This is a genomic window from Acidobacteriota bacterium (genome assembly GCA_016208495.1).
Classification (GTDB): domain Bacteria; phylum Acidobacteriota; class Blastocatellia; order Chloracidobacteriales; family Chloracidobacteriaceae; genus JACQXX01.
The window spans coordinates 200,680-224,170 of record JACQXX010000070.1; the positions used below are offsets into that span (position 1 = coordinate 200,680).

The 23,491-nt window shown below is 50.6% G+C and carries 23 protein-coding genes; 12 read left to right on the plus strand and 11 right to left on the minus strand.

Translation table 11 applies throughout. The features are described 5' to 3' along the window. Nucleotides 1-37 precede the first annotated feature (37 nt). Nucleotides 38-541, plus strand: coding sequence for a dual specificity protein phosphatase family protein (locus HY774_13480; GenBank protein ID MBI4749495.1), 504 nt, complete (start codon nucleotides 38-40; stop codon nucleotides 539-541). Between the two features lie 167 nt (nucleotides 542-708). Further along, nucleotides 709-1,962, plus strand: a complete 1,254-nt coding sequence (locus HY774_13485) for a phosphatase PAP2 family protein (GenBank protein MBI4749496.1) — start codon at nucleotides 709-711, stop codon at nucleotides 1,960-1,962. Nucleotides 1,963-1,974: 12 nt separating this feature from the next. Here the strand turns inward: HY774_13485 and HY774_13490 are convergent, their stop codons facing one another. The 11 genes from HY774_13490 to HY774_13540 all read right to left on the minus strand — a co-directional run bounded on the left by HY774_13490 (nucleotide 1,975) and on the right by HY774_13540 (nucleotide 13,679). Continuing rightward, nucleotides 1,975-2,289 (minus strand): type II toxin-antitoxin system PemK/MazF family toxin, encoded by a 315-nt coding sequence (locus HY774_13490; protein MBI4749497.1) that lies wholly within the window; start codon nucleotides 2,287-2,289, stop codon nucleotides 1,975-1,977. After that, nucleotides 2,267-2,473, minus strand: a complete 207-nt coding sequence (locus HY774_13495; GenBank protein MBI4749498.1) for a hypothetical protein — start codon at nucleotides 2,471-2,473, stop codon at nucleotides 2,267-2,269. The genes HY774_13490 and HY774_13495 overlap by 23 nt, the downstream gene beginning before the upstream one ends. 60 nt (nucleotides 2,474-2,533) lie before the next feature. Beyond that, entirely contained in the window at nucleotides 2,534-2,728 is a 195-nt protein-coding gene (locus HY774_13500; GenBank protein MBI4749499.1) for a hypothetical protein, read from the minus strand. A 28-nt stretch (nucleotides 2,729-2,756) separates the two neighbouring features. Further along, complete coding sequence (locus HY774_13505) at nucleotides 2,757-3,914, minus strand: hypothetical protein (protein ID MBI4749500.1); 1,158 nt, start codon at nucleotides 3,912-3,914, stop codon at nucleotides 2,757-2,759. 18 nt (nucleotides 3,915-3,932) lie between these two features. Further along, a complete protein-coding gene (locus tag HY774_13510) occupies nucleotides 3,933-4,583 on the minus strand; it encodes a carboxypeptidase regulatory-like domain-containing protein (protein ID MBI4749501.1) in 651 nt (216 codons plus the stop codon). 134 nt (nucleotides 4,584-4,717) lie between these two features. After that, nucleotides 4,718-5,932, minus strand: coding sequence for a redoxin domain-containing protein (locus HY774_13515; GenBank protein ID MBI4749502.1), 1,215 nt, complete (start codon nucleotides 5,930-5,932; stop codon nucleotides 4,718-4,720). A 130-nt stretch (nucleotides 5,933-6,062) separates the two neighbouring features. Then, nucleotides 6,063-7,349 carry a redoxin domain-containing protein gene (locus HY774_13520; protein ID MBI4749503.1) on the minus strand — a complete coding sequence of 429 codons (1,287 nt, stop codon included), beginning with the start codon at nucleotides 7,347-7,349 and terminating at the stop codon, nucleotides 6,063-6,065. 142 nt (nucleotides 7,350-7,491) lie between these two features. Next, complete coding sequence (locus HY774_13525; protein ID MBI4749504.1) at nucleotides 7,492-9,642, minus strand: glycogen debranching enzyme family protein; 2,151 nt, start codon at nucleotides 9,640-9,642, stop codon at nucleotides 7,492-7,494. Nucleotides 9,643-9,795: 153 nt separating this feature from the next. Further along, a complete protein-coding gene (chrA, locus tag HY774_13530) occupies nucleotides 9,796-11,151 on the minus strand; it encodes a chromate efflux transporter (GenBank protein ID MBI4749505.1) in 1,356 nt (451 codons plus the stop codon). A gap of 214 nt (nucleotides 11,152-11,365) precedes the next feature. Further along, nucleotides 11,366-12,445, minus strand: coding sequence for a PilT/PilU family type 4a pilus ATPase (locus HY774_13535; protein ID MBI4749506.1), 1,080 nt, complete (start codon nucleotides 12,443-12,445; stop codon nucleotides 11,366-11,368). Between the two features lie 253 nt (nucleotides 12,446-12,698). Continuing rightward, entirely contained in the window at nucleotides 12,699-13,679 is a 981-nt protein-coding gene (locus tag HY774_13540; protein ID MBI4749507.1) for a VWA domain-containing protein, read from the minus strand. 158 nt (nucleotides 13,680-13,837) lie between these two features. On the opposite strand from HY774_13540, the gene tgt reads away from it, so the two are divergent. The 10 genes from tgt to HY774_13590 all read left to right on the plus strand — a co-directional run bounded on the left by tgt (nucleotide 13,838) and on the right by HY774_13590 (nucleotide 23,397). Further along, nucleotides 13,838-14,965 carry a tRNA guanosine(34) transglycosylase Tgt gene (tgt, locus tag HY774_13545; GenBank protein ID MBI4749508.1) on the plus strand — a complete coding sequence of 376 codons (1,128 nt, stop codon included), beginning with the start codon at nucleotides 13,838-13,840 and terminating at the stop codon, nucleotides 14,963-14,965. Between the two features lie 72 nt (nucleotides 14,966-15,037). Next, a complete protein-coding gene (yajC, locus tag HY774_13550) occupies nucleotides 15,038-15,355 on the plus strand; it encodes a preprotein translocase subunit YajC (GenBank protein MBI4749509.1) in 318 nt (105 codons plus the stop codon). 95 nt (nucleotides 15,356-15,450) lie between these two features. Next, nucleotides 15,451-17,133, plus strand: coding sequence for a protein translocase subunit SecD (gene secD / locus HY774_13555; GenBank protein ID MBI4749510.1), 1,683 nt, complete (start codon nucleotides 15,451-15,453; stop codon nucleotides 17,131-17,133). Nucleotides 17,134-17,339: 206 nt separating this feature from the next. Next, nucleotides 17,340-18,515: a protein translocase subunit SecF gene (gene secF / locus HY774_13560; protein ID MBI4749511.1), complete on the plus strand. Its 1,176-nt coding sequence runs from the start codon at nucleotides 17,340-17,342 to the stop codon at nucleotides 18,513-18,515. 622 nt (nucleotides 18,516-19,137) lie between these two features. Then, the gene (locus HY774_13565; protein MBI4749512.1) at nucleotides 19,138-19,920 is read left to right on the plus strand and encodes an energy transducer TonB; all 783 of its coding nucleotides are present in this window, start codon (nucleotides 19,138-19,140) and stop codon (nucleotides 19,918-19,920) included. A 233-nt stretch (nucleotides 19,921-20,153) separates the two neighbouring features. Further along, nucleotides 20,154-20,906 (plus strand): MotA/TolQ/ExbB proton channel family protein, encoded by a 753-nt coding sequence (locus HY774_13570; protein ID MBI4749513.1) that lies wholly within the window; start codon nucleotides 20,154-20,156, stop codon nucleotides 20,904-20,906. A 3-nt stretch (nucleotides 20,907-20,909) separates the two neighbouring features. Further along, nucleotides 20,910-21,338 carry a biopolymer transporter ExbD gene (locus tag HY774_13575; GenBank protein MBI4749514.1) on the plus strand — a complete coding sequence of 143 codons (429 nt, stop codon included), beginning with the start codon at nucleotides 20,910-20,912 and terminating at the stop codon, nucleotides 21,336-21,338. A 162-nt stretch (nucleotides 21,339-21,500) separates the two neighbouring features. Next, nucleotides 21,501-21,941, plus strand: coding sequence for a biopolymer transporter ExbD (locus tag HY774_13580; GenBank protein MBI4749515.1), 441 nt, complete (start codon nucleotides 21,501-21,503; stop codon nucleotides 21,939-21,941). A 29-nt stretch (nucleotides 21,942-21,970) separates the two neighbouring features. Next, on the plus strand, nucleotides 21,971-22,417 hold the full coding sequence (locus tag HY774_13585) for a biopolymer transporter ExbD (GenBank protein ID MBI4749516.1): 447 nt from the start codon (nucleotides 21,971-21,973) through the stop codon (nucleotides 22,415-22,417). A 101-nt stretch (nucleotides 22,418-22,518) separates the two neighbouring features. Further along, a complete protein-coding gene (locus HY774_13590; GenBank protein ID MBI4749517.1) occupies nucleotides 22,519-23,397 on the plus strand; it encodes a hypothetical protein in 879 nt (292 codons plus the stop codon). Nucleotides 23,398-23,491 lie beyond the last annotated feature (94 nt).

The following is a 23,491-nucleotide window of genomic DNA, read 5'->3' on the forward strand; positions in this document are numbered from 1 at the left end:
AAGGGGTGGTTTTTCAAACAAAAGCAATGATCATTCAATGAACATTCCGCTCTCACTCCGAGTCTTTTGGGTTCGATCAGTTCAGCCGAATCTGGCCATCATGCCCTGCCCTGAAGGTGGTGCTGAACTTGAATCTGAAATTGAAGCGCTTCAATTGGATGGGGTTGATATCCTGGTTTCATTGTTGACGCCGGAAGAAGAATCAATGTTGGAAGTTGAAGCTGAAGCCACCCTGTGTCAGCAAAAAGGACTCCGGTTTATCTCATTCCCAATCCCAGATTTTGATATTCCAGCTTCTTTTCAAGCAGTAAACCAGCTTGTGGATCAACTTCAGGACGCACTACTGGCTGGTCGTAAAGTTGTGATCCATTGTCGAGGCGGGATTGGCCGCTCGGGGATGGTTGCGGCCTGTCTTCTGGTCAAACAGGGACTTTCCGTATCCGACAGTCTGGCTGCGCTTCGAACCGCTCGCCGGTGTGCGGTCCCAGCAACCCGCGCGCAGGCTGATTGGATAGAGAAATATAGTGAAATAGTGAAGTAGTGAAGTAGCGAAGTAGCAGAAGAAAAAGAACTTTGGGGTTGACACACCAGGACTGGAAATCAAGGCTGAAGTCCTTCGCTACTCGCTACTCGCTACTTCGCTACTCGCTACTCGCTACTTCGCTACTCGCTACTTCGCTACTCGCTACTCGCTACTTCGCTTCTTGAATGTCAAATCCACAAACTCCTGAACTCAAAAAAATCGTCTGGGCACTGACGGTTGGAACACTCATCATCGAATGTATTGCCCGGACCGGCATTTCCAAACCTCCCCTGCTTAATCTGTATACCTCGTTTCTGGACGGTGAAGTATTTCTCTCGCTGGCCTTGATTGGGACGTTTTTTATCTACCTCTGGCGACGTCCACCGCTGACGGAAGTATGGATAACCATCGGAGTGGGAATACTGGTCAATGCGGCCTTAGCTACTGGCCGTAGCAGCGAATGGCGAACGCTTGAACGCTTGATTTTGAGCAGCGGCTATGGTTTTGGCGGCGCGAGTCTGGTGATGCTGGCGATCCAGGCGGTTCGGGCTGAAGGCGAAGCGCGTGAAAATCGGCTGATTACGCTCATGGCGTCGAGCATCATTCCGAACTATGTCATTCTGGTCGAATTTTTTCTCCGGCTCACTTTTTTGCATCCGTTGACTTATGACCGACTGCTCTATGCCCTGGATGAAGCCTATGGCGGACAGATCAGCTTTGTTATGGGGCGGTTGTTTTTGAAATACAGCCTGTTGTTTCAAACCAGCTTATTGATTTATCTGGCCCTGCCGTTGGCGTTTTCGGTGCTGGTGGCGCTTCAAATCAGCCGTCCGAAACGGGTCCCGGTGAGCATTTTGGTGGCGTTCTTGATGGTGGGTGCGGTTGGATATTTCGGCTATCACCTGTGTCCGGCGATTGGTCCGCGCTATATGTTCGGAGACATTTTTCCGATGAGCGCTTCACCTCCGGCCACTGATCTTTCCTATCTGGCCGTTTCGGTTGACGAACCGCTCCGGCGCAATGCCATGCCGTCACTGCACACCGCCTGGGTATTGATTTTACTGCTGAATTCGCGCTGGTATGCCCGCTGGGCACAGGTGATGGCGTGGATTTTCGTGATTTTCACGCTGATGGGAACTGTTGGGCTTGGCGAGCACTATGTGATTGATCTGGTGGTGGCTGTCCCCTTTACAATTGGAATCCAGGCAGGGTGTGCAACTGGTTACCCGTTGCTGGCCAAAGAGCGACGAGATGTCTTGATCGGAGCGGCGGTGATGTGTGTGTTCTGGGGGATTGTGATTCAGTGGGGCGTGCCGTTGTTTCTCAAATGGCGGGTGTTGATCTGGGTCAGTACGCTGGTCACGCTGGGGCTGTCATTCTGGCTGGAACGGAGATTGGCCAGGGCTTTAAAAAATGCGGAGTGCTACGGCTTGACGTAGCTTTGGAGTTCTTCAGAGTCCAAGCCATAAACATAAGCTGTTTTCAACAAGCGTCATGTTTTCATCAGAAAGCTTCCCGAGTCGTTTTAACAATTTGGCCTCTGGAATTGTGACGAGATTCTGAGCATCAAAAACCCCTTCACGTAAATATGGAACTTTGATCGGCACTTCAAAACGAGTCCCTCTTGGGTTGGTTGTATGTGAAATAAGTGTCACAAGTGCCCGATCTTGAATATGAGCAGGAATGCTGATCACTAACCCTGGCCTGACTTTGGCTGCTAACCCAAGATCAACAATCCACACTTCACCTCGATTCGGTGTCGGCATTACCTGCCTCCTGTGCGTCCAACTCAAGGAATTGCTCTTCCGCAATCATTGTCAATTCATCATCAGATATTGGACCGAAATCAATGTCAGAGGTCCGTAACAAGAGTGCTCTCATGAGGTGTTGTTTTTCAATGTTTGGAAGCAAATCAAACGACTTGAGAATTTGTTCAACAGTTGTGCTCATAATACATTGCCTTCGAAAATCAGTTCTCTCAGTGAGAGAACACCGTTTCTCAACTACCCTTCAAATGACACAAACACGTCCAGTAATCGGTTGAGCATTTTTGGCCATTAAAATTTGAGGGTTTGTTTCAAGAATAAGGTCTGTAAATTCACAAAGCAATTCCATTCTTTCCTCAAGGGATAAGGATTGGAACCATTGTGCTTTGGATGCAAGTGTTTCTTCCTCTTGAAATTCATGGGTTACGACAAATGGCATAAGGCTCGTTCTTTTATTTTGTTTCAAGTTATGCAGCGCTTGAAGATGGCTTCGATGCGGCGTCTTCAGGCAGTAAAGCTTTGATTTCACGGACGATGCGCTGGAATTCTTCCTGGTCTTCAAAGGCATACATCACGAGTTGATAGCCGTTATAAATACAGACCAGTCCATTTCCAAACAACCAGACGGTTTCCAAAATCGGATTTCCACCAAGCACAATATCAATCGGGAAGCCAACAATCCGGCCCGGTGTGAAAATCTCAGTTAGCAACGTTGTTCCGAGTGCAATGTTAAACGCACCCAGGAGTGGGGCGCCGACATATTGAGCCGCTTTGCGTTGAAATCGAATGCGTTCCACTTCGGCCTCGGTCAAATTTCCTTCCGCCACCAGCCGGTCCTGTTCTTTCAGGTATTTCATAAACCGCTTGGAAAGCTCAGTTGAGCCGACTGAAATCAGCGCGCTGTGGAACAACCAGTGCCGTGAAACTCCAAACAACACTTTGTCCAATCCAGGAAAAGCTGAACCCAACCGAATGCCGGCAATCGCGGCAACGCCAATCAGCGCTGCCGTGCCAGGGTTTTCTTCGATCCATTGTTTGGCAGATGAAATGCCATTGAAGGTTGAGGTCGTGGCGCGCGCAGCACGAGTGCCGAAATCGTAGGCTTCCTCAGCACGGGTGTAATATTCTTTGGCGGTTTCGCGGGCTGAACCATAGGCTTTGGCGGCCTTATCAGCGGCGTCAGAGGCGGTTTCTTTGGCGGTGCTGTACACTTTGGCGGCTTTTTCAGCCGCTTCAGCCGCTTTTTCGGCGGCTTCCTCGGCTTTTTCCACGGCTTTACTGGCGCCGGTTTTGATGGCGTCGGCGCTGACTTTGGCTGAATCTCCAGCGGCTTTTTTGAGGTTATCCGTGATTTTGTGCTCTTCGTCGAGCTTCTGAAATCCATCGCGGGCGGTATTGACGGCTGAAGAAATCGTCGGCTCTACCTTTTCGGTCACCGTTTTGGCCGCTTCGGAAATGGATTCAGTTGCTTCACGGGCGGCTTCTTCGCCTTTGCGAACGGCATCGCCAGCGGCTTTCACCGTTTGCTCGACTTTATCGGAGAGATTGTATTTCTCGTCGAGTTCCTGAGCCTTTTCCTGGGCTTTTTTCCGCCATTCCGAAAATTTATCAAAGTAATTAGACATAAAGACCTCACCAAAATTTCACCGTTTATAGACAACTGCCGTCAATCCGACGGTAATGGCCGAGCCGCTGATTCCCTGAATCTGAACTTTTTCTTTCTCAACCTTAAATTCAAAAGCGGAGGGTGCCATGACGCTTAAACTATTGCCATCAGGCAAATTGAGAGCAAATGTGAGTTGGTTGCCACAGGTCAACTGGGCGGAAACTGGCCCTCCGTCTTTGGTTCCAACTGACAGTGTACCGCCGCAGTTAAGCTGGGACTTTGTTTTATAGTGTTTGACTTTGACCTGTCCGCTCTGGACCTTTGCCTCAAATGTACCACGAATCGCCCGGTCAAAAGCCGTGTTGAAATACTTTTCGCGGTAGTCAGGGTGGCTAAACACAATCTCAAAATCTTTCATTTCTTTTGGCGACGCGACTTCCAGGACAAACTCACCATCGGAGTCGGTGTACGTCCGGTATTCATCATATTCAGTGCGAATGGTAACCAGGGCGTTGGATAGCCCGACTTTACGGCTGGAATCAATGACCGTTCCACGAAATGTGATTTTGGCGGCACCAACCATTGAAAATTGAGCCTGTGCTGCTTGACTGGCGCCGAGGAAAACTACTGCCAGCACAATCACTCGACCCATCATCGAGAAAAACGAACCTGACAAACCTGAAAACACAACCGACTCCTTTTAAAGTATTTAGAATGAAAAATGAAGAATGAAGCGCAAAGCCGAATGAAGAATGAAGAATCAAACCAATCAAATTTCTTCAGCCCGTTATTCTTCAGCCCGACTTCTTCAGCCCGATAAGACTAGAGTCCCAGCGCCTTGGTGACTTCCGGTTCCAGCTCTTCACCGCGTACATTAACCGCTGCGATTTTGCCATCCTTCCCGATCAACAAGGTGAAGGGAATCGCCCGAATTTTGAACTGGATTGCCAAATCACCCTTCCAGGCTTTGCCGTCAAAGACGTGTCGCCAGTTCATTTTACTGTCCTTGATGACTTCGAGCAGCTTGGTTTTGGCGTTGGCTTCATCGAGTGAAACGCTCACAATTTCAAACCCTTTTGGATGGAGTTTTTGATAGGTTTCCACCAAATTCGGGATTTCAGCCCGGCAAGGACCGCACCAGGTGGCCCAGAAATCCAGCAGGACTACTTTGCCTTTGTACTGGTCGAGCACTAACTCTTTGCCCACCATGTCTTTGGCGGCGGCGAGCTTGATTTCACCACCCGCTTTGAGTGATTCGTCATAGTAGGCCGGTTCTTTTTCCGGTGCGACTTCTTTGGCACCGGCTGGTGGAGTAAAGGCAAAGGCCGTTTCAGTGAGTACCGCATTGGGTTTGATGTTGGAATGAGTTTCAACCAGCGAAATGGCATTGCTGCCAAAGGTTACCTCAACATCGAGCTGGTACAGAAAATGATCTGCCTTCCCCACATAAAACACGAGCACCCCGACTGGTTGCTTTAATTTGGCTTTGACCACATCAACTGCAGTGCCATTTAGATTTTGACTCTCACCCAAGACAACCGATTCGGCCAGGTTCAGAATGTTGTTCAACACACCTGAGCCAGTCACGATATAGGGACTGAGGGCACCATCTGGGGCCAGATTGCTGGTGATCTGCATGAGCGCTCCCTTGTCAGTTGGAGCCGGCCCTTTCACAAATTCGTCTTTTTTACTTGGGGAGTAAAAGAAATAATTCGTGCCATCAGACACGGCTTTTGATTCGCCTTTGGCATTGGTCAATGTGGCGGCAACCTGGTTGGGGCGTTTATAGGAAATAGCGAGTGTGGAATTTTCGGCTTTTTCGCCTTTACTCTGAACTTGAATCGTCACTGACAGGGAATTGAGAACCTTATATGCCTCATTCATTTGATTCAGCACAACTTGTGCCTGGGGATCAATGTTTGGCGGAGTCGGTTTTTTCTCCTCCGTTTGGGCATAAATTGCGGTCGTTGTGGTCAATACAACACAAACGGCCAGGGTCAGCCAGCGGTGAAGACGATGTGAAACGAACGATACCATGGTGAAAAGTGCTCCTTTGATTAAAAACAAAAACCCGCGAAATACTTTGGGACTTGGTGTTTGGTGTTTGGTGCCTGGTGTTTGGTGTTTCTTCGAAAGTATTGATTTCTAACCACTAACCACTAACCACTCAACTCTTTTGGGCCAGTGCCTGTTGAATGGCAGGTTCAAGCGTTGCACCCCGAACGTTCACCGCTGCAATTTTTCCATCTCGGCCCAAAAGCAGGGTGAACGGGATGCTTCGGACCTGATATTGGGTTGAAATCGTTCCCTCCCAACCTTTGCCTTCATAAATTTGGCGCCAGGGCATTTTATTTTCTTTGATAAATTGGGTCAGGGCTGTTTGGGCATTGGCATTATCCAGGGAAATGCCGAGGACCTCAAACCCTTGTTTTTGATACTTGTTGTAAGCGGCAATGACATTTGGGAGTTCCGCCCGACAGGGGGCACACCAGGTTGCCCAAAAATCAAGCAGGACAACCTTGCCTTTGAATTGATCAAGTGAAACCGGGTTGCCAGCCAGATCAGTGGCGTTGATCGGAATCGGAGCGGTACCGGGTTTATATTTCGAATCTTGAAGTGCCTGAACCGCGGCAACTTGTTGGGCTCCAGCCGGTGGCGTAAATGAAAACGTTTGTTCCGTCGTTGCAGCGCCTGGTTGAAGCCGGGTATAGGTCTCGGTCATCTGACCCGCGACCCGGCCCTGAACTGAGTGTTCAAACATGACCTGGCGGAGCAGGCGATCAGACTCGGCAATCACAAAGGTGAGTTTTGATTCACCTTCCGCCGAAGATTGAACGGCAATAATGGTTTTGGCCGGAACCCCGTCAATCGTCGTGGATGGGCCAAAGGAGAGTGACTTCATTTGTTCCGACAGCCCCTGCATCAAATCCAGTCCGGCCAGCACAAACGGGGATGGCCCGACGTTGCCTTCGCCTGAAAGTTGATTGGCAAACATGATTGCCGCCAGGACACCATTCCCACCTTCCATTTTTGGTGTTGCTTCTTTGATAAACTGGTTTGGGGTATCACCTTTCATTCCGTACAGAAACTTCCCATCGCCAACCACCTGGGTTTCAGACTCTTTCCCTTTAATCTTGACCACCGCCTGATCTGGCCGACGCAGCAAGATTTCTGAAGTAAATGAATTTCGAACCGTTGGCAGGTCGGCGTTCGTCGAATCAGTCACATCAGTTGTGATGGTAACTGAAAATGACCCGAGTTTTTGATACGCCGTCGTCATTTCACCAAACAATTGTTTGGCTTTCGGGTCAATGCCAGGTGTGGTAGCGGATGAGTCAGATTCGGCTGGCGCAGATCCGTTCTGGTTATTTTTCTGAAACCAGATAACAGCAAGCGCAACGGCGGTGAGTAGCAAAATGATGATTGCCATTCGCTGTGTTTTGTGATTTGTCATTGATCGCTCCAAGGAAAAGGCGGAATGAAGAATGAAGAATGAAGAATGTGGTTAGTGGTTAGTGGTTAGTGGTTAGAAATCAATACTTTCGAAGAAGAACCAGGAACCAGGAGCCAAAAACTAAAAAAACAAAAACCAGGAACTAACCACTAACCACTAGCCACTCACCACTTTCTTCATTCGGCTTCATTCCCCATACTGGCGGGCAATTTCCATAAATGTCTTCGACCAGACACCGGTAAATTTCAGCCACGCTCCATGCCTGGGCAATACAACCCCGAGGTGTGTGTGGGATGTCGCCGTCAAATATTTCTGAAATGCTGCCAATCCCGGCTTCTTTGAGGTGGGTTTCAAATCCCGAGAGCCACTGGCGGGCCTGGGGAGCCGCTTCAGGTTGATTCGGGTGATTTCGAACCCAGGCGGAAACAAACCCTCCCATCAGAAATGGCCAAACTGTTCCTTGATGATAGGCGGCATCCCGTTTTCGTTGATCGCCTTCATAGCGACCAGTGTAGCCAGCTTCTTTGGGGCCCAATGAACGGAGCCCAACGGGGGTCAAGAGTTCCCGCTCAACCTGAGTCAGGGCCTGAAGGCAACGTTCGGCATCATCAAAAATTGGGTAGGGCAAACTCATGGCATAGACTTGATTGGGGCGCAGTGCCGGGTCAGATTGGTGATCGGTGACCACATCAAACAGACATTTGCGCGACTGATTCCAGAACTTTTCCGCAAAGCTGGCTTTGGCCTGGCTGGCGATAGCCGTGTATTTCGCCGCTGTTTCCGTATCGCCAAGGGCTTCGGCAATCGAAGCCGCCACTCGCAGGCCGTTATACCAGAGGGCCTGGATTTCAACCGGCTTTCCAATCCGAGGGGTGACGACCCAATCGCCGATTTTGGCATCCATCCAGGTGAGTTGGACGCCGTCCTGACCGCCATAGAGCAACCCGTCCTCAGTCGCATGAATGTTGTAATTGGTACCCGCAAGGTGATTCCGGAAAATGTTTTGCAGCGTCGGATAGAGTTCCTCGGCGACAAACGTGAGGTCGTTGGTGTAGTCCAGATAGCGTCCAACGGCATAGACAAACCAGAGCGTCCCGTCAATGGTGTTGTATTCCGGCACGGCATCTCCATCCTGGAACCGATTCGGAATGAGTCCATTTTGTTCAACTTCGGCAAAAGCTTTCAAAATATTGCGGGCTGTCGCATATCGCCCGGTCACCAGGGTCAATCCGGTCAACGAAATAAAGGTGTCGCGTCCCCAATCGGTAAACCACGGATACCCGGCGATGACTGTCTCTAACTGATTTCCTCGCGACACAATAAAAGGCGAAGTTGCTGTAGCCAGCGGGCGAATCAGAGGGTCAGCCGAGAGGGTTGCGGCTCGCTGAGCACGGTTTTCCGGCATTGAAGCGTCGAGTGGGCGGACTTTGGCGTCGGCTTGAACGCCTGATGAGAGCACCGAAGTTGGAACTCCGAAGCGGCGCACCATTTCCTGGTCATGCAAACTTTCCCACTCTTGAATCTGATGCGGATGGGTTGAGGCAATAACCACCGCTGGGCCAAAGTTGAGATGAAAACTAAAGACCAGCGGTGAATATCCGTCTTCTTGAAAATCGCTCCCCCGAGCTAATTCCTCTCGATATTGGAACCGGCGATACCAAAAACCTTCAAGCGAGACCTCGGTGGCGTTGTGGGCCAGATACAGCGCCGGCATGTCAGAGTAGGGGGTGAGGGTGATGAGTCCTTGATCAACCCCAACCTTTTTTTCGAGCTGAGGATTCTCAAAGGTCAGGCTGTGATAGTCACGAAAGGCCAGAATCGGGCGTAATTCAAGCACCACCGGCACATCCGGGGGAGACGTCAGCCGATATTCAACCACCGTGGTGTTTTCCCCCTGCACCATCCACAGACAGGCTTCGATCTCAACCTCACCCAGCCGATAGGTCCAGGTTGGCCAGGGCGTGTTTCGAAACCGCACCAGGTATTTGTAGCCGGCTGGATAGACTGTATCCGGGTACTGATTGGTCGAGGTTTCATAGCGTTTTCCATCAATCTTGACTGATGATTCAAACGCATTGAGCAGGAGTTTTCGAACCACTGGAGGTTTGGTGGCTGCAAATAACAAACCGTGGTAGCGCCGGGTTCGCACTCTTGCCAGCGTACCTGATGCAAACCCGCCAATGCCGTTGGTGTCGAGCCACTCCTGGGAAGATGCCGCCTTGAAATCCTGGAGTACTTCGCGCTCAACAACAATAGTTGATGTGTCAATGATCGTGGTTTTATAGGAAGCCATAATGATGATCTCACAGGGAGGGCAGGTGATTGGGATTGGGGAATCGAGGTCTGTGACTGTTGACCGGCAGTCAATTGAAGCAGAGCCAGCCATCAAGAATGAGGGGCCACAAGCCAGCCCAACCCAAAGAAGCAACCGTGAGGTACCAGATTTTTAAGGGGCAAAAAACCAACCAAGTCCAGTTGCCGCAATTAAAATATAAAGAGGATTGAACTTGCATCTTACAAAGATTGCAGCACTAAGCGCAATGATGGAAAGAACCACCAGTTGCGAAAGAGGCGGTCCAACCAAAGCTGTCAGCCCAAGGCTGGTGGCTGCTGCCGCCAGTAAGGCAATTGCCGTTGGCGTGACCCCAGCCAGCGCTCCACGAACGAGCCGATTTTGGTGAAAAATCTCAAGCGATTTGCCCGCCCACACCGTGAAGAAAAAAGGCATGACAAAAACACCGATGGTCGCAAGCAGGGCACCTGGAAATCCGGCGACCCGATATCCAATAAAAGTGACCGTAATGACAACCGGGCCGGGCGTGAGCTGTCCCAAAGCCATGCCGTCCATAAATTCATGATGCGAAAGCCACTGGTGGTTGGTGACAACTTCATGCTCCATCAATGGCACCATCACATAGCCCCCACCAAAAGTAAACGCTCCAAGTTTAAGCGCCATAAGAGCCAGAGACACCAGTCGGTGATGAAACACCCAGGTTGAAAATCGCCGAAATGAGTCGGCCATCGAAATATTATTGGCCAGGGCGTACCCTCCAAATCCCACGAATGCAAGAAAAATCAATCCAACCCCTGTGAATCCGATCACCCAAACGATTTTATGAAAGCGTGGCGCCGGCTGCGGGTTGATGATGGAGGTGGGTTCAGGCGTGGGCGTTTCCAGCGATGTAAACCCCCATATGGCGCCTCCGGCAAGCGACAGAAAAATAATTGGAAACACCAGACTGGGAAATGCCACCGCGATTCCATAAACTGCCAGGGCTTGAGCCAGTTGATATCGGGTTTGGAGGGCGGATGTGCCAAGCCGGATTGCGGTTCCAGCGACCAAACCAGTGACGGCTGGGTTTAATCCGAAGAAAAGATAACCGACGGCTGGGATATTCTTGGTGTATCCGTAGGCAATCGAAAATCCAACCATCAGTAAAAAGGACGGTAGGATAAACATCACCAGCGAAACCAGTGCTCCAGGTATTCCCTGTAAGCGAAAGCCAATGTGCGCAATGGCATTTGGGCCGATTGGACCAGGGAGGCTCTGACCAAGGGCAACTGACTCAATAAATTCCTGATTGGAAATCCATTGTTTCACTCGCACAACTTTGTCTTGAATCAAACCCATCACGGCACCGCCGCCAAAGCACGTCATGCCAAGCAGGCTAAAGGTCAGGGCCAGATCGCTCAGTGTAATTTGTGGAGGGTGATGAGTGGGAGCAAGAGGAACGAGAGGTGTGAGGTGTGAGGTGTTGAACCCTGATCCGGACGGCTCAACTTGTAAATTTCCATCTGCCATAGGAAGAACCGCTTGAATGAAGAATTGCGAATGAAGAATGAAGAAACCAATGAGTGGTGAGTGGCTAGTGGTTAGTTCTTGGAAGGTGTTGATTTCTAATCACTAATCACTAGCCACTAATCACTAACCACTACTAATCACTAACCACTCACCACTCACCACTACTAATCACTCACCACTACTAAGCACATTCTTCATTCTCAATTCTTCAACCCTAAGCGCCTTCAAGGGTAATCGCACGCTCAAATTCGCTTCGGCTGGTGGCAGCCGCCCGGGCGATTTCAAGGCTGATTTTCCCTTCGCGATAGAGCATGACCAGGTGCTGGTCAAAGGTTTGCATTCCGTAGTGATCCTTGCTTCGAGCAATCAATCCTGGGATTTCAGACGCTTTTTCCGGATTGCGGACACAGTCCTGAATCGCCGGGGACATGCGCATGATCTCAACCGCTGGAATCCGTCCCTGGCCATTCTTCATTGGCAACAGTCGGAGCGAGACAATCGCAGCCATATTTTCCGTCAGCCGGGCACGAACCGTTGCTTGTTCGCTGATTGGATAAAACCCGACGATTCGGTTAATGGTTTTTGGAGCATCGGTGGTGTGAATGGCGCTCAGAACCAGATGTCCGGTTTCGGCGGCTGAAAGGGCCGTGTCAAAGGTCTCGGAGTCACGAATTTCACCCAGCAACACCACGTCTGGGTCCTGTCGAAGCGCGGAGTGCATGGCCGTGCTGAACGATTTTGTATCCTGACCGATTTCGCGCTGGGTGATGACGCCTTTGTTGTTTTGGTAGAGGACTTCAATCGGATCTTCAATCGTGACGACGTGAACTTTCCGGGTCCGATTGATGTGCTCAATCATTCCCGCCATCGTGGTGGACTTCCCATTTCCAGTGGCCCCAGTCACCAGGATCAACCCACGAGCCAAATCCGCAATTTGAACCAGCGTGGGAGGCAGATTGAGCTGGTCAATGGTGCGTGGCTCAATCGGAATCGCCCGGAGCACAATACCAAAACTACCGCGTTGTTTGAAAATGTTGGCCCGGAAGCGACCTGCACCTTCAACCCCATACGAGACATCACGCTCAATAAAATCGTCGTAATCGTGCAGGCGATCCATGCGGAGAATGATTCGGGCAATCGCTTCGGTATCGCGCGGTGTCAGCATGTCATATTTCACATCCATCAGAGCACCGTTGTACCGAAACAAAGGAACGCTTCCAGCTTGAAAGTGAATATCCGAAACGCCGCTTTTGACGGCCATGGTGAGAATGCGGTCGAGTACCTTCTTCTCCATATATGAACTATCCTTAGTTTAATCTGAGGGACTTCCTGTGTGAATTGACCTGGAAGAGCGTTTAGATGGCGTGCATCCATAATTTGTCATATTCGCCGGGGTGAAGACAAGTCGCAAGCGTGAGATTGTACTTCGGGCAAAATGACAATCTGACCGGGTGACTGAGTGACAAAATGACCGGGTGACTGGGTGACAAGGTGACTGGGTGACAAGGTGACCGGGTGACTGGGTAACTAGTCACCCGGTCACCTTGTCACTTTGTAAATCCCTGACGGCTCAGCCGGAGTGTGAGATGAGGGTGGCGAGTCGTCACGCTTAGCTTCCGAAATTGTGGAGTTGCGGATTCGGGGGACGGCTGGTAGGCAATCGTATAGCTTTCAATGACTTCGGCGGAAATCGCACGGAACGCGCTGGTATAGTCAAACCCTTCTTCAACACAAAAATCGCGCCCCCCGGTTGAAGCTGCAATCCGTGTTGCATCCAGCAGGGTCGGGACACGCTGGCGTCCATTGAGGCTGACCGTGTAGGAGGGAACCGTCACCGTATAAATGCTGATTCCTTCTTCGGTTGCCCGGCGAATAACTTCACGGGAATTCACCATGCTGCTGCTGTCAAAACCATCGGTCAGGACCACGATGCAGCGGCGAAACAGTCGCTCGCCATATTTTCGAGGTGACTTTTTGAGCAGGGTGATCGCCCGATCAATGGCATCATAAATGCGGGTTGACCCGCCATATTCCTTTTGTTTTTCAACGGCTCGCAGGAGCCGCTTCCGGTCTTTGGTAAAGTTTTCAAGGACATTGACCTCGTCATTAAATCCAATCATGGCAAAGAGGGAATTCGGATTTTGGTCATTCAAAAAGGAACTGAGTGCCCGTTGTTGGGTGGTTGCTTCTTCACGGGTCACGCTTCCTGAAAAGTCAATGGCGAAGACCATGGAGACCAGGCGCGGCCCCTGAGTTGAATTCGGCTGAAAAAATTCAATCGGGCAAGGTTTGCCGTCTTCAAACAGTGAAAAGTCAGTCGCGCTGAGGCCGTGGACATAGTCTCCCTTCTCATCCACCACGGTTACATCCACCGAAACCAGTTCGGAATTGACCCGCAAAATGGTGTCAGAGTTGGCGGATTCGACTTGTGGACGGGATGAAAGTGGGCTTTGGGCCAGGTACGGAAGTGACACACAGAGTGCAAACCAAATTCCAAGCGATAACTGGAGCAGACGTGACACACGCATAAAAACCTCTCGTCAATTCCTTTTTGGAATGCCTGATAAAAACGAATCGTGATTCGGAAGCTGATTTGAAACAGGAAGGATAATGTTGCCACCAAACGACAGTTCAGGATATCGTGTTTCGTTTGTGATGAATCTCGAATAATTCTCTCCTTATTATCATGTCGATTCAGTTTGAACTGCTTGCTCAAGATACACAGACCAATGCCCGGGCTGGAATTCTCCGGACCGCCGCCAGTGAAATTGAAACCCCGGTGTTTATGCCGGTTGGTACCCTGGGAAGCGTCAAAGCCCTGACCCAGGATATGCTTGAAGAAATGGATGTGCGAATCCTGCTCGGCAATACCTATCATTTGTACCTGCGTCCCGGACACGCCGTCGTGCGTGAACTGGGCGGGCTGCATTCTTTTATGAGTTGGAACCGCTCGATTTTAACTGATAGCGGTGGTTTTCAGGTTTTTTCGCTCGGGAAACTGCGCAAAATTACCGAGGAAGGGGTGATGTTTCAATCACACCTTGACGGGTCTCGACATCTGCTCAGTCCTGAAAAATCAATGGAGATCCAGGCGGCGCTTGGCTCAAACATTGTGATGGCGTTTGATGAATGCACGCCCTATCCCGCCACCCGTGAACAGGTTGTCGCCTCTCTTGAATTGACCGCCCGCTGGGCCAGACGTTCACGCCAGGCTTTTGATCGTCTGGCTGACCGTGAACGCCAGGTTCTGTTTGGGATTGTACAGGGTGGGGTTCATCCTGACTTGCGGTTGCGTTCGTTGGAAAGTCTGGTTGAAATCGGGTTTGAAGGCTATGCCATCGGCGGTCTGAGTGTTGGCGAGTCAAAAGAGCAAATGTATGATACGACTGAGTTTATTGCCCCTCGATTACCAGCCGACAAGCCTCGCTATTTGATGGGTGTCGGAACCCCCGAGGATCTGGTCGAATGTGTCGCGCGTGGGGTGGATATGTTTGATTGTGTAATGCCAACCCGCAATGCCCGAAACGGACAGGTCTTTACGTCACGAGGAAAGGTCAATATTAAGAATGCCACTCACATCCGCGAAGAGGGGCCGATTGACCCAAACTGCGCCTGTCGGGTATGTCAGCGCTATTCACGTGCCTATGTTCACCACCTGTATCGAACCGGTGAGATTCTGGCCTCGATCCTGTGTACTTACCACAATATCCACTTCTACCTTGACACTATGCGGAGCATAAGGCAATCTATCCGGTCTGGTCTGTTCTCGGAATTTCGGACATCTCTGCTCCGTAACCTCACGTCAGGAGAATAAGCACAAGGTTTGAGTGAAGCGCCAATGCGCCAGCGTTGAGCTTTGCCCTGCGGTGTTTCTTTTTGAGTTGCAATGCATTTAGAACTTCTTTTGTTTCTACAAAATAGCGGCGGCAGTGCGCTGAGTGCCTTCTTGCCCATCATTATCGTCATCGGCATTTTCTTTCTGCTCGTCATCCTGCCCCAACGCAAGCAGCAGCAGAAACACCAGGAAATGCTCGACAGCCTCAAAAGCGGTGACAAAGTGATTGCCCTTGGCGGGTTGCTTGGCACGGTGATGAGTGTCAGCCCAAAGGACAATACCGTTCAATTGCAGATTGCTCCTTCTGTGCGAGTTGAGGTTGTTCGGAACGCCATCACCGCCCTGCAGCAAGAGAAATCCGAGAAATAAGCTTCGATTTTTAGATTCACGGTTTCAGGTTCTGACCTGTCCTGAGGAGGGCAAGCCTGGCTGAAGTCGTGGACGTTTTCATGAGGATTGAGAGAATGCGTAAGAATTTGCTCCAGCGTGCCGTCCTGATTTTATCCGTCACGGGTATCTGTCTGTACCTGACCCTGATTGGCTATCGCCGACCAACCATGAAGGATTTTACCTCCTGGTCACAGGTCAAAACCAACCTGGCGAACAATCTTAAACTTGGACTTGACTTGAAAGGCGGCTCTCAGTTGCTGATGCAGGTCCGGGCCGAAGAAGTCATTGCTCAGGTGACCACGAACAATATTGAAGCCGCCAAAACTCGCCTTCAAAAGAAGGGAATTACGGTTGCCAATGCCAGCAGTAGCCGACCTGGCCAGATTTCAGTCACGATTTCTGATGCCGCCCGCGCCCAGGAAGCCGAAACCGAACTCCGCCTGGATCTTGATAAACAGGAATGGGCGTCCTCGATCAGTGGCAGCACCGTCACCTTTACGCTCAACGAATCGGCGGCTGAAGCCATCCGTGAACAATCCGTGACCCAGGCCATGACGATCATTGAGAATCGAATCAATGCCTTTGGCGTGGCGGAACAAAGTTTACAGCGGTACGGACGGCAAAATTCTTACCAGATTCTGTTGCAACTGCCTGGGGTGGATGATCCGGAACGTGTCAAAAAGACGCTGGTTCTGGAATCCAAGCTTGAACTTCGCCCCACGGATTCGCCTTTCCAGACCTATCCTTCCCTTGAAGAAGCCCAAAAAGCGGCGGCTGGAAAAAAAGATAGCGAAGGCAATGAGTTTGAACCGCTCCCCTACGATGAACGCGGGGATGACGAAACCGAAGAGGCTGCCACTCCGGCCACGCCTGACCCGTCAAAACCCGCCGTGTATGTGCTGATTGCCAAAAAGAACGTCATCACCGGAGGCGACATTCGCGACGCGCTTGCCATTCCGGCTGATACATCCGGCAAGGACTATAAAATCAATTTCCGACTCAAACAGGCGGGCGCTGAGAAGTTTAAGACCTGGACCGGCGCCAACATTGGCAAAAATCTGGCGATTGTGCTCAACAACCGGGTGAAGTCAGCCCCATCAATTCGCTCTGAGATCAGTGATTCCGGTGAAATTACCGGCAACTTTACCAAGACATCGGGTGAAGACCTGGCGTTGGTGCTCCGCTCGGGCGCCCTTCCGGCACGGGTTGACTACATTGAAGAACGCACCGTTGGCCCGTCACTCGGAGCAGATTCAATCCGAAGCGGTGTGCTGGCGTCGGTGGCTGGACTGATCTTCATTATGATTTTTATGGGGATTTACTACCAGTTTTCTGGCCTGAACGCCATTGTGTCGCTGGTTTTAAATCTGATTATGTTGATTGCGGTGCTGGCGATGTTTGGTGCCACCTTGACCTTGCCTGGAATTGCCGGGATCATCTTGACGATTGGGATGGCGGTTGACTCCAACGTGCTGATTTTTGAGCGCATTCGCGAAGAACTCAAACTTGGGAAGGCGGTTGTCTCCGCAGTTGAAACCGGATTTGCCAAAGCGTTCATAACCATCATTGACACCCACGTGACCACAATTGTGTCATCCACCTTCTTGTTCATCTTTGGAACTGGGCCGATTCGTGGTTTTGCCATCACGCTCATCATTGGGTTGCTTGCCAACTTGTTTACCGCCACTTTTGTGTCCCGAACGATGTTTGGCTATGTGCTGACGCGAAAAGAACGTGTGACCAGCTTGAGCATCTAACAACCAATTGGGTTCAGGGTTTTGAGGAACTCTAACTCTTTCAATAATTGAAACCCTGAACCCTGAACCCTGAACCCTGACCAGACCACCAACTACTTCATACAGCTATGATTGAGATTTTTAAGAACCCCAATTACGACTTTCTTGGCAAAGCCAAGTACTTCATTGCTTTTTCTGTGATTCTATCGCTTGCCGGGATCATTTCGATGGTCACTCGTGGGTTTAACCTGGGTGTCGATTTTGCCGGCGGTTCAAAAGCGACCGTTCGATTTAAATCCGACCCCAGTGAAGATCGCATTCGGGTAGCACTGGAAAAGGTAGGGATTGCCGGCGATAAAATTACACTCCAAAGGTCAGGTCAGCGGATTGGCCAGGGGGCTCCTCGGCATGAAATGATCGTGACGGTGCCCGATATTCCGAAAGATAAAATTATCGAAGCACTGGAAAAGCACTACCCTCAAGCAGCGCCGCCAGCCGGGCTCACCAATCTCAATAATGGTGGTGCCCGGGAAATTGCCATCATTTTGTTGGAGAAAGACCCGCTTTCTTTCAGGACCAACCTTCCACCTGGGGATGCTGAAAAAGAATACAACCGGTTTGCTGAAAGCGTGATTCGCTACCGAACCAGTGCTCCAGCCGGGTTGATCACCGAATTGAACCAGATTCCCGTGGACGGCTTTGATGCCAAATTCCGCGAAGCCCTTCCCAAGTTCTTTTATGCCGGCGAATTTAGCCTGATTGGGTTTGAAAACGTGGGGCCACAAGTCGGGCAGGATTTGCAACGCCGGGCCGTGTTGGTGACGCTGGTTTCATGCCTCGGGATGCTTGTGTTTATTGCCTTCCGCTTTGAGTGGATTTACGGCGTGGCGGCGATTGTGGCCACTCTGCACGATGTGATTGTTACCCTGGGGATGTTTTCTCTGTTTCAGTGGGAAATCTCGTTGACCTTTATCGCGGCTATTTTGACGCTGATTGGGTATTCGATGAACGATACCATCGTGATTTTTGACCGAATCCGGGAAACATTGAAGGTCCGACGGCGTGAAGATTTGGTCAAAGTAACCAACGACGCGCTTAACCAGACACTGTCCCGAACCATCATTGCCTCAGGATTAACGTTCCTTTCGGTTGTGGCCTTGCTCCTGTTCGGCGGGGAAGTCCTCAAGAGCTTTTCACTGGTGCTGGTGATTGGGATTTTAATTGGGACATACTCCTCCATCGCCGTGGCCAGCCCAATTATGATCTGGTGGAAGCGTCGTGAAGAAGGCCAACGTCAGCAGCAAGAAACTGAGAAGAAAGCCTTGAAAAAAAAGGGAGCCGGTGAGTCAAATGCGGTAAAGGTTGAATCAAAAACCACGGCCAAATCGGCACCAGCCCGGTAACCGGCCATGTGCCGCTGACCGAGATGACGAGAAAGCCACTTGCGAAAAGCGTATCTTTTCGTAAGTGGCTTTTCTCATGCCTGCCTGTCCCAAACACCGGCGTCGCCATGTGGAAAAAAAATTCCGAAACCCCAAAAAAAGTCGGAACAAAGCCAGAAACAGGGTGTCAAATGGGGGGAAGAGTGAAGTTGAAATATGAGTCGTAAACCGACTCAATTTCTGGATTTTGAATCACTCGATAACGTCGGTATCTGAGAAAAGTGCTTGACTTGGCTTGTAGGTGAACGGTAATCTCTGTGCGTCACAAGCCTGTCACAACAATCAACACAATCAAATCACACACGAAGTTAAGGACCTGAGAACTGCTCGGGAGAACTCCACGCTCAATCCAGTAATACGCTTCCACCACGGATTTTCTCACTTGTTGTCAAGACGAACTAGCTCGGGAAATAAGGGCTGCTTGGTCAAGCCAAAGTGTTTTCTGGCGCAGCCTCCGATGGAATTGGAAGTTGGTTTGAGCGTACGGTCTTCAGGTTCATTGCACAACGTGTGGGGCAGGCACAAGGCACTTCACAGACCTTCGGCGTGAATATTCGAGGGAGGGAAAGTAGGCCAAATTACTATGTTCAATAACCTGGTTGAATCAACGTCGCATCGTCCGGAGGCAAAACGGAACGCCACGTTTATTGCGGTCACATTTGCCATTTGGACACTGGTTTTCCTGGGAGCATTGGTCGCTGGGGTCCTCTATTTCAATGCTCAACTGGATGAACAGCTCTCCAAAATTGAGATTGACGTCTCTTTTTCAGGTGGTGCTCCGCCACCGGTTGCCAGCGGGCCCAAGCCGAAAGTACAGCCCAAGGCTGTACCCGTCGTTGCCCCTGTTTTTGCTGCACCCAAAGAAGCCCCCAAGGTAATTGACACCACCCCATCACCCCCCAAACAGATTGTGGCATATGATCCAAACGCAACCGGTCCGGCTGGTCCGTCCGGCCCGGCTGGCCCAGCCACGGGACTTGGCGGCTTTGGCGATGGTGATGGTGATTTCGGGGATGGTGACGGTTCAAATGCTCGCCCAGCACCGCCGCCGCCACGACCGCCAGATCCACCGCCGCCCCCATCAGTGGTCCGTCGGAGTGAAGGCGTTATCCGTGGAAATGCCAGCAGTCGTATCACGCCCGATTATCCGCCGCTGGCTCGCTCAGCCCGCGTGGCTGGTGACGTCGTGGTTGAAATTACCATTTCCGAAAATGGAGACGTCATTGCCGCCCGGTGTGTCAGTGGGCACGCCTTGTTGCAACAATCTGCGCTGAGTGCTGCTCGTCGTTGGAAGTTTAAACCGACACTGCTCAACAACACACCGGTGAAGGTCACTGGTATCTTGACGTTCCGCTATACACTCTAAGGCTGAGCGCCCCACAGAACGGCATCCTGGGTGAGGCCAACCACCTGTTAGCCTCACCTAATGGAGAGAGCGGCGGGAATGAGCGCCAAACGCTTCCTACAGGAACTCGTCAACTGAAATTAGGAAATTGATGATGGTACGGGGCGGAGGTTTTACCGTTCGCCCGGTGCCTAAAAATTGCAATTGTTACAGTCTGAATTGATCAGAATTTGTTTTGGAGGGAGACAACAGTCATGACATTGGTTTTGGCAAAGCTCGGAATTTGGATGATGCAGGTAACCCCCGTGCTGGCTTTCTTTCAGGAAGCCGCCCCAGAAGACTTTTCAATGCTGGGAATGATCAAAAAGATGGGGTTCGTCGCCCTGTCCGTAGCCATCATTCTCGCCTTGATGTCAATTTACTCAATCGCCATCATGGTGGAACGCTTCTTGACCTACAACGCGGCCAAGAAACAGTCCCGCGAATTTGCACCCAAGGTTGCGCAAGCCCTGAAGGACGACCGCATCGAAGAAGCGATCAACATTTCAGACCGCCACAAAAAGAGCCACCTCGCCATTGTGGTCAATGCCGGTTTGCAAGAGTTCCGGGCTCACCAAATGGATTCACAGATTTCAGGTGAAGTGGTTGAAGCCTCGAAACGTGCCTTGCAGCGCGCCACAGCCGTGAAGATGGCTGAATTCAAGCGCGGCCTGTCGGGTCTGGCTACCATCGGTTCCACCGCCCCCTTCGTGGGGTTGTTTGGAACAGTGGTCGGGATCATCAACGCTTTCCAGGAAATGAACAAGCAAAAGGCGACCGGTATCGGTGCTGTGGCTGGTGGTATTTCCGAAGCTTTGATCGAAACCGCATTTGGTCTCGTGGTGGCTATCCCCGCAGTGTGGATGTTCAACTACTTTACCGGTAAGGTTGAAGCTTTCCAGGTTGAAATGGAAAACTCATCCTCAGAACTGATTGACTACTTCTTGAAACGTCGAGGAGCGAAGTAAGCTATGGGAATGTCAACTGGTGGTAGCAGCAGCTACAACTCAGAAATCAACGTGACTCCCTTGGTTGACGTGATGCTGGTCTTGCTGATCATTTTTATGGTGATCACCCCGCTCTTGTCGGAAGGTGTCAAAGTGAGCCTCCCCGAATCCGAATATGGGAAGGAAGATGAGGATATCACCAAAGATGACTCGGTGGTGGTTTCCGTGGCAGGGGTTGGCATTGTCTACCTGGGCAAGGAGCCCATCAGTAAAGACAGCCTGGGCGAGAAGTTAAAGGAAAAAATGGCCAAGGCGGCCCGTGATCGCACGTCGCAGGTGGTCTATGTCCGTGCTGAAAAAACAGTTCCCGTTGGGGAAGTGTATGACGTCATCAAGGCGGCTCAGGACGCAAACGTTCCAAACCTTGGGTTAGTCACTGAAAAGAAAAAATAAGCCCTCGTGCTTATCAACCGTGAGAAAAACCACAGATTTGGAGAAGTTTTTGACGGAAGCAACCGACGTTCTGTCGGTTGCTTCCACACTGTTCTTGGGATGACCCGGCTTGGGATGACACCTCATGTCAGCACCAAAGGAAGGGAACCGGAACCTATGGGAATGTCAGCATTCGGAAGTAGCAGTCAGACCAAACCTGACATGAACGTGACCCCGCTCATTGATGTGCTGCTGGTGTTAATCATCATTTTTATGGTGGTCAAGCACAGCGATCCTCAGAAGTTGGATAGCGACGTGCCGGAAAAAACATCGGAACAAGTCTATGTACTGAGCCACTTCCGTTTGTTTTTTGTTGAGTGCGATGAAAACGGGAAAAACATCAAACTCAACAGGATTCCAATGGCCACATCTGAGGAACTTCGGAACCGGCTCAGCACCGAACTGAAAGGGCGATTGCCCGATGATCGAAACACCTTTATCAGTGCGCCGCGCAATACCAAATATGAGTATGTGGCCAATCTGGTTGACGTCGTTCGTGGCGCGGAACCTGATCCACAGAACAAAACCGTCCGGGTGGGGCTCGATCACGAAAACAGAAAATAGCGGTGAAGTGTTAAGGAGACAGAAACATTATGGCAATGTCATCAACCGAGGGCGGCAGCAATGCCAAACCAAACATTAACGTGACTCCATTGATTGACGTCCTGCTGGTGTTGATCATCATCTTCATGGTGGTTAAGCACAGCGATCCACATAAGCTCGACAGCGACGTTCCGGAAAAAACACCGGAGACTTTACAGGCACAGCCAAATAACCGGTTGTTCTTTGTTGAGTGTGATGAAAACGGGAAAAACATCAAACTCAACACGCTGCCGATGGCCACCACCGAGGAACTTGGCAACCGACTCAAGTCGGAAATGAAGGGCCGCTTACCGGATGACCGGAACGTGTTTATCAGTGCGCCACGCAACACCAAGTATGAATATGTGGCCAATCTGGTTGACGTCGTTCGTGGGGCGGAACCTGATCCACAGAACAAAACCGTCCGGGTGGGGCTCGATCACGAAAACAAAAAATAGCCGATCCCTGTTCTTTCCTGAGCCTGCTTCAATGGATCTTCCAACAGGCCAAGCGATCCTCTAAATAGCTTCGGAACTACTCTTCGTCAGGTGTAAAAATTATGAACCGAACTGAAGTCATCTCACCGTGCCAGCGACGGTCAATGGCCCGACGCATTCTGTTGAGTCTTAGTCTTTGTTTCTTCGTGACCAATTTCACGGGTTGTTTTTTATACCAGAACTTGCGTGCCAAAGATGACCTGAACAACGGTGTGCGGTTTTTCAACGCCAGTTTGTATCAGGAAGCGGCTGATAATTTCAAATCAGCCTACACACGTAATCCAGAATTGGTGCAAGCCAAGCTTTTTTATGCCACGTCGCTGTTTAAAATGGCGACCAACGCAACCGACGAAGCTGCCAAAAAGAAAAACATTGATGAGGTTCTCCGGTTTTCAAAGAGTCTGTTGGAAGGCGGTGACGCTGGAAAGCTGAATGAAGACCAGAAGAAAATCATCCACCAGGCCATCATTAGTGCTTATGGACTTTTGAAAGATGACAAAAGTCAGCGGGATTGGTGGGAAAAGAAAAGCAAATTGCCTGCTTTAACCGCCACGGAAAAATCTGAGTGCTATTTCCAAATGGCCAAGATTGATCTGGAGCAAATGTCAGATCTGGTTGATAAATATAAAAACAAACCCACCCCCGAAGAGCCATTTCCGGCGGTCCTGTATAAAACACTGGATCAGTGGGAGCCAAAAGATAAAGATGAATTTAATCGTCTGGCTTTGCAGGGATTAAAGTTTGCAAATCAATCAATCTCAGCGGATGCGGAAAATGAATATGGTTTCCGAACCAAGGCCGCGATTCTGGATCGCCAGATTGCCCTGGAAACCGATAAAGACAAGAAAGCCGAAATGGAGCGCGAGCGCAACAGCACCCGCGACAAAGCTGAAGAAATCAATCGCCGTCGAGCCGCTGAATCAGCCGGACAGGCTGGCTAACCAGTCATTCACGGTCAGACCTAAACCAGTTGAACCCAAACGAGCAGGTACTTTGTGCCTGCTCATTTTTGTATTTGGGAACTTATACCGGTTT

Coding starts and splice junctions, on each gene's coding strand:
- HY774_13480 (MBI4749495.1), top strand. CDS start 38: ATGAACATTCCGCTCTCACTCCGAGTCTTTTGGGTTCGATCAGTTCAG.
- HY774_13485 (MBI4749496.1), top strand. CDS start 709: ATGTCAAATCCACAAACTCCTGAACTCAAAAAAATCGTCTGGGCACTG.
- HY774_13490 (MBI4749497.1), bottom strand. CDS start 2,289: ATGCCGACACCGAATCGAGGTGAAGTGTGGATTGTTGATCTTGGGTTA.
- HY774_13495 (MBI4749498.1), bottom strand. CDS start 2,473: ATGAGCACAACTGTTGAACAAATTCTCAAGTCGTTTGATTTGCTTCCA.
- HY774_13500 (MBI4749499.1), bottom strand. CDS start 2,728: ATGCCATTTGTCGTAACCCATGAATTTCAAGAGGAAGAAACACTTGCA.
- HY774_13505 (MBI4749500.1), bottom strand. CDS start 3,914: ATGTCTAATTACTTTGATAAATTTTCGGAATGGCGGAAAAAAGCCCAG.
- HY774_13515 (MBI4749502.1), bottom strand. CDS start 5,932: ATGGTATCGTTCGTTTCACATCGTCTTCACCGCTGGCTGACCCTGGCC.
- HY774_13520 (MBI4749503.1), bottom strand. CDS start 7,349: ATGACAAATCACAAAACACAGCGAATGGCAATCATCATTTTGCTACTC.
- HY774_13525 (MBI4749504.1), bottom strand. CDS start 9,642: ATGGCTTCCTATAAAACCACGATCATTGACACATCAACTATTGTTGTT.
- chrA (MBI4749505.1), bottom strand. CDS start 11,151: ATGGCAGATGGAAATTTACAAGTTGAGCCGTCCGGATCAGGGTTCAAC.
- HY774_13535 (MBI4749506.1), bottom strand. CDS start 12,445: ATGGAGAAGAAGGTACTCGACCGCATTCTCACCATGGCCGTCAAAAGC.
- HY774_13540 (MBI4749507.1), bottom strand. CDS start 13,679: ATGCGTGTGTCACGTCTGCTCCAGTTATCGCTTGGAATTTGGTTTGCA.
- tgt (MBI4749508.1), top strand. CDS start 13,838: ATGTCGATTCAGTTTGAACTGCTTGCTCAAGATACACAGACCAATGCC.
- yajC (MBI4749509.1), top strand. CDS start 15,038: ATGCATTTAGAACTTCTTTTGTTTCTACAAAATAGCGGCGGCAGTGCG.
- secD (MBI4749510.1), top strand. CDS start 15,451: ATGCGTAAGAATTTGCTCCAGCGTGCCGTCCTGATTTTATCCGTCACG.
- secF (MBI4749511.1), top strand. CDS start 17,340: ATGGTCACTCGTGGGTTTAACCTGGGTGTCGATTTTGCCGGCGGTTCA.
- HY774_13565 (MBI4749512.1), top strand. CDS start 19,138: ATGTTCAATAACCTGGTTGAATCAACGTCGCATCGTCCGGAGGCAAAA.
- HY774_13570 (MBI4749513.1), top strand. CDS start 20,154: ATGACATTGGTTTTGGCAAAGCTCGGAATTTGGATGATGCAGGTAACC.
- HY774_13575 (MBI4749514.1), top strand. CDS start 20,910: ATGGGAATGTCAACTGGTGGTAGCAGCAGCTACAACTCAGAAATCAAC.
- HY774_13580 (MBI4749515.1), top strand. CDS start 21,501: ATGTCAGCATTCGGAAGTAGCAGTCAGACCAAACCTGACATGAACGTG.
- HY774_13585 (MBI4749516.1), top strand. CDS start 21,971: ATGGCAATGTCATCAACCGAGGGCGGCAGCAATGCCAAACCAAACATT.
- HY774_13590 (MBI4749517.1), top strand. CDS start 22,519: ATGAACCGAACTGAAGTCATCTCACCGTGCCAGCGACGGTCAATGGCC.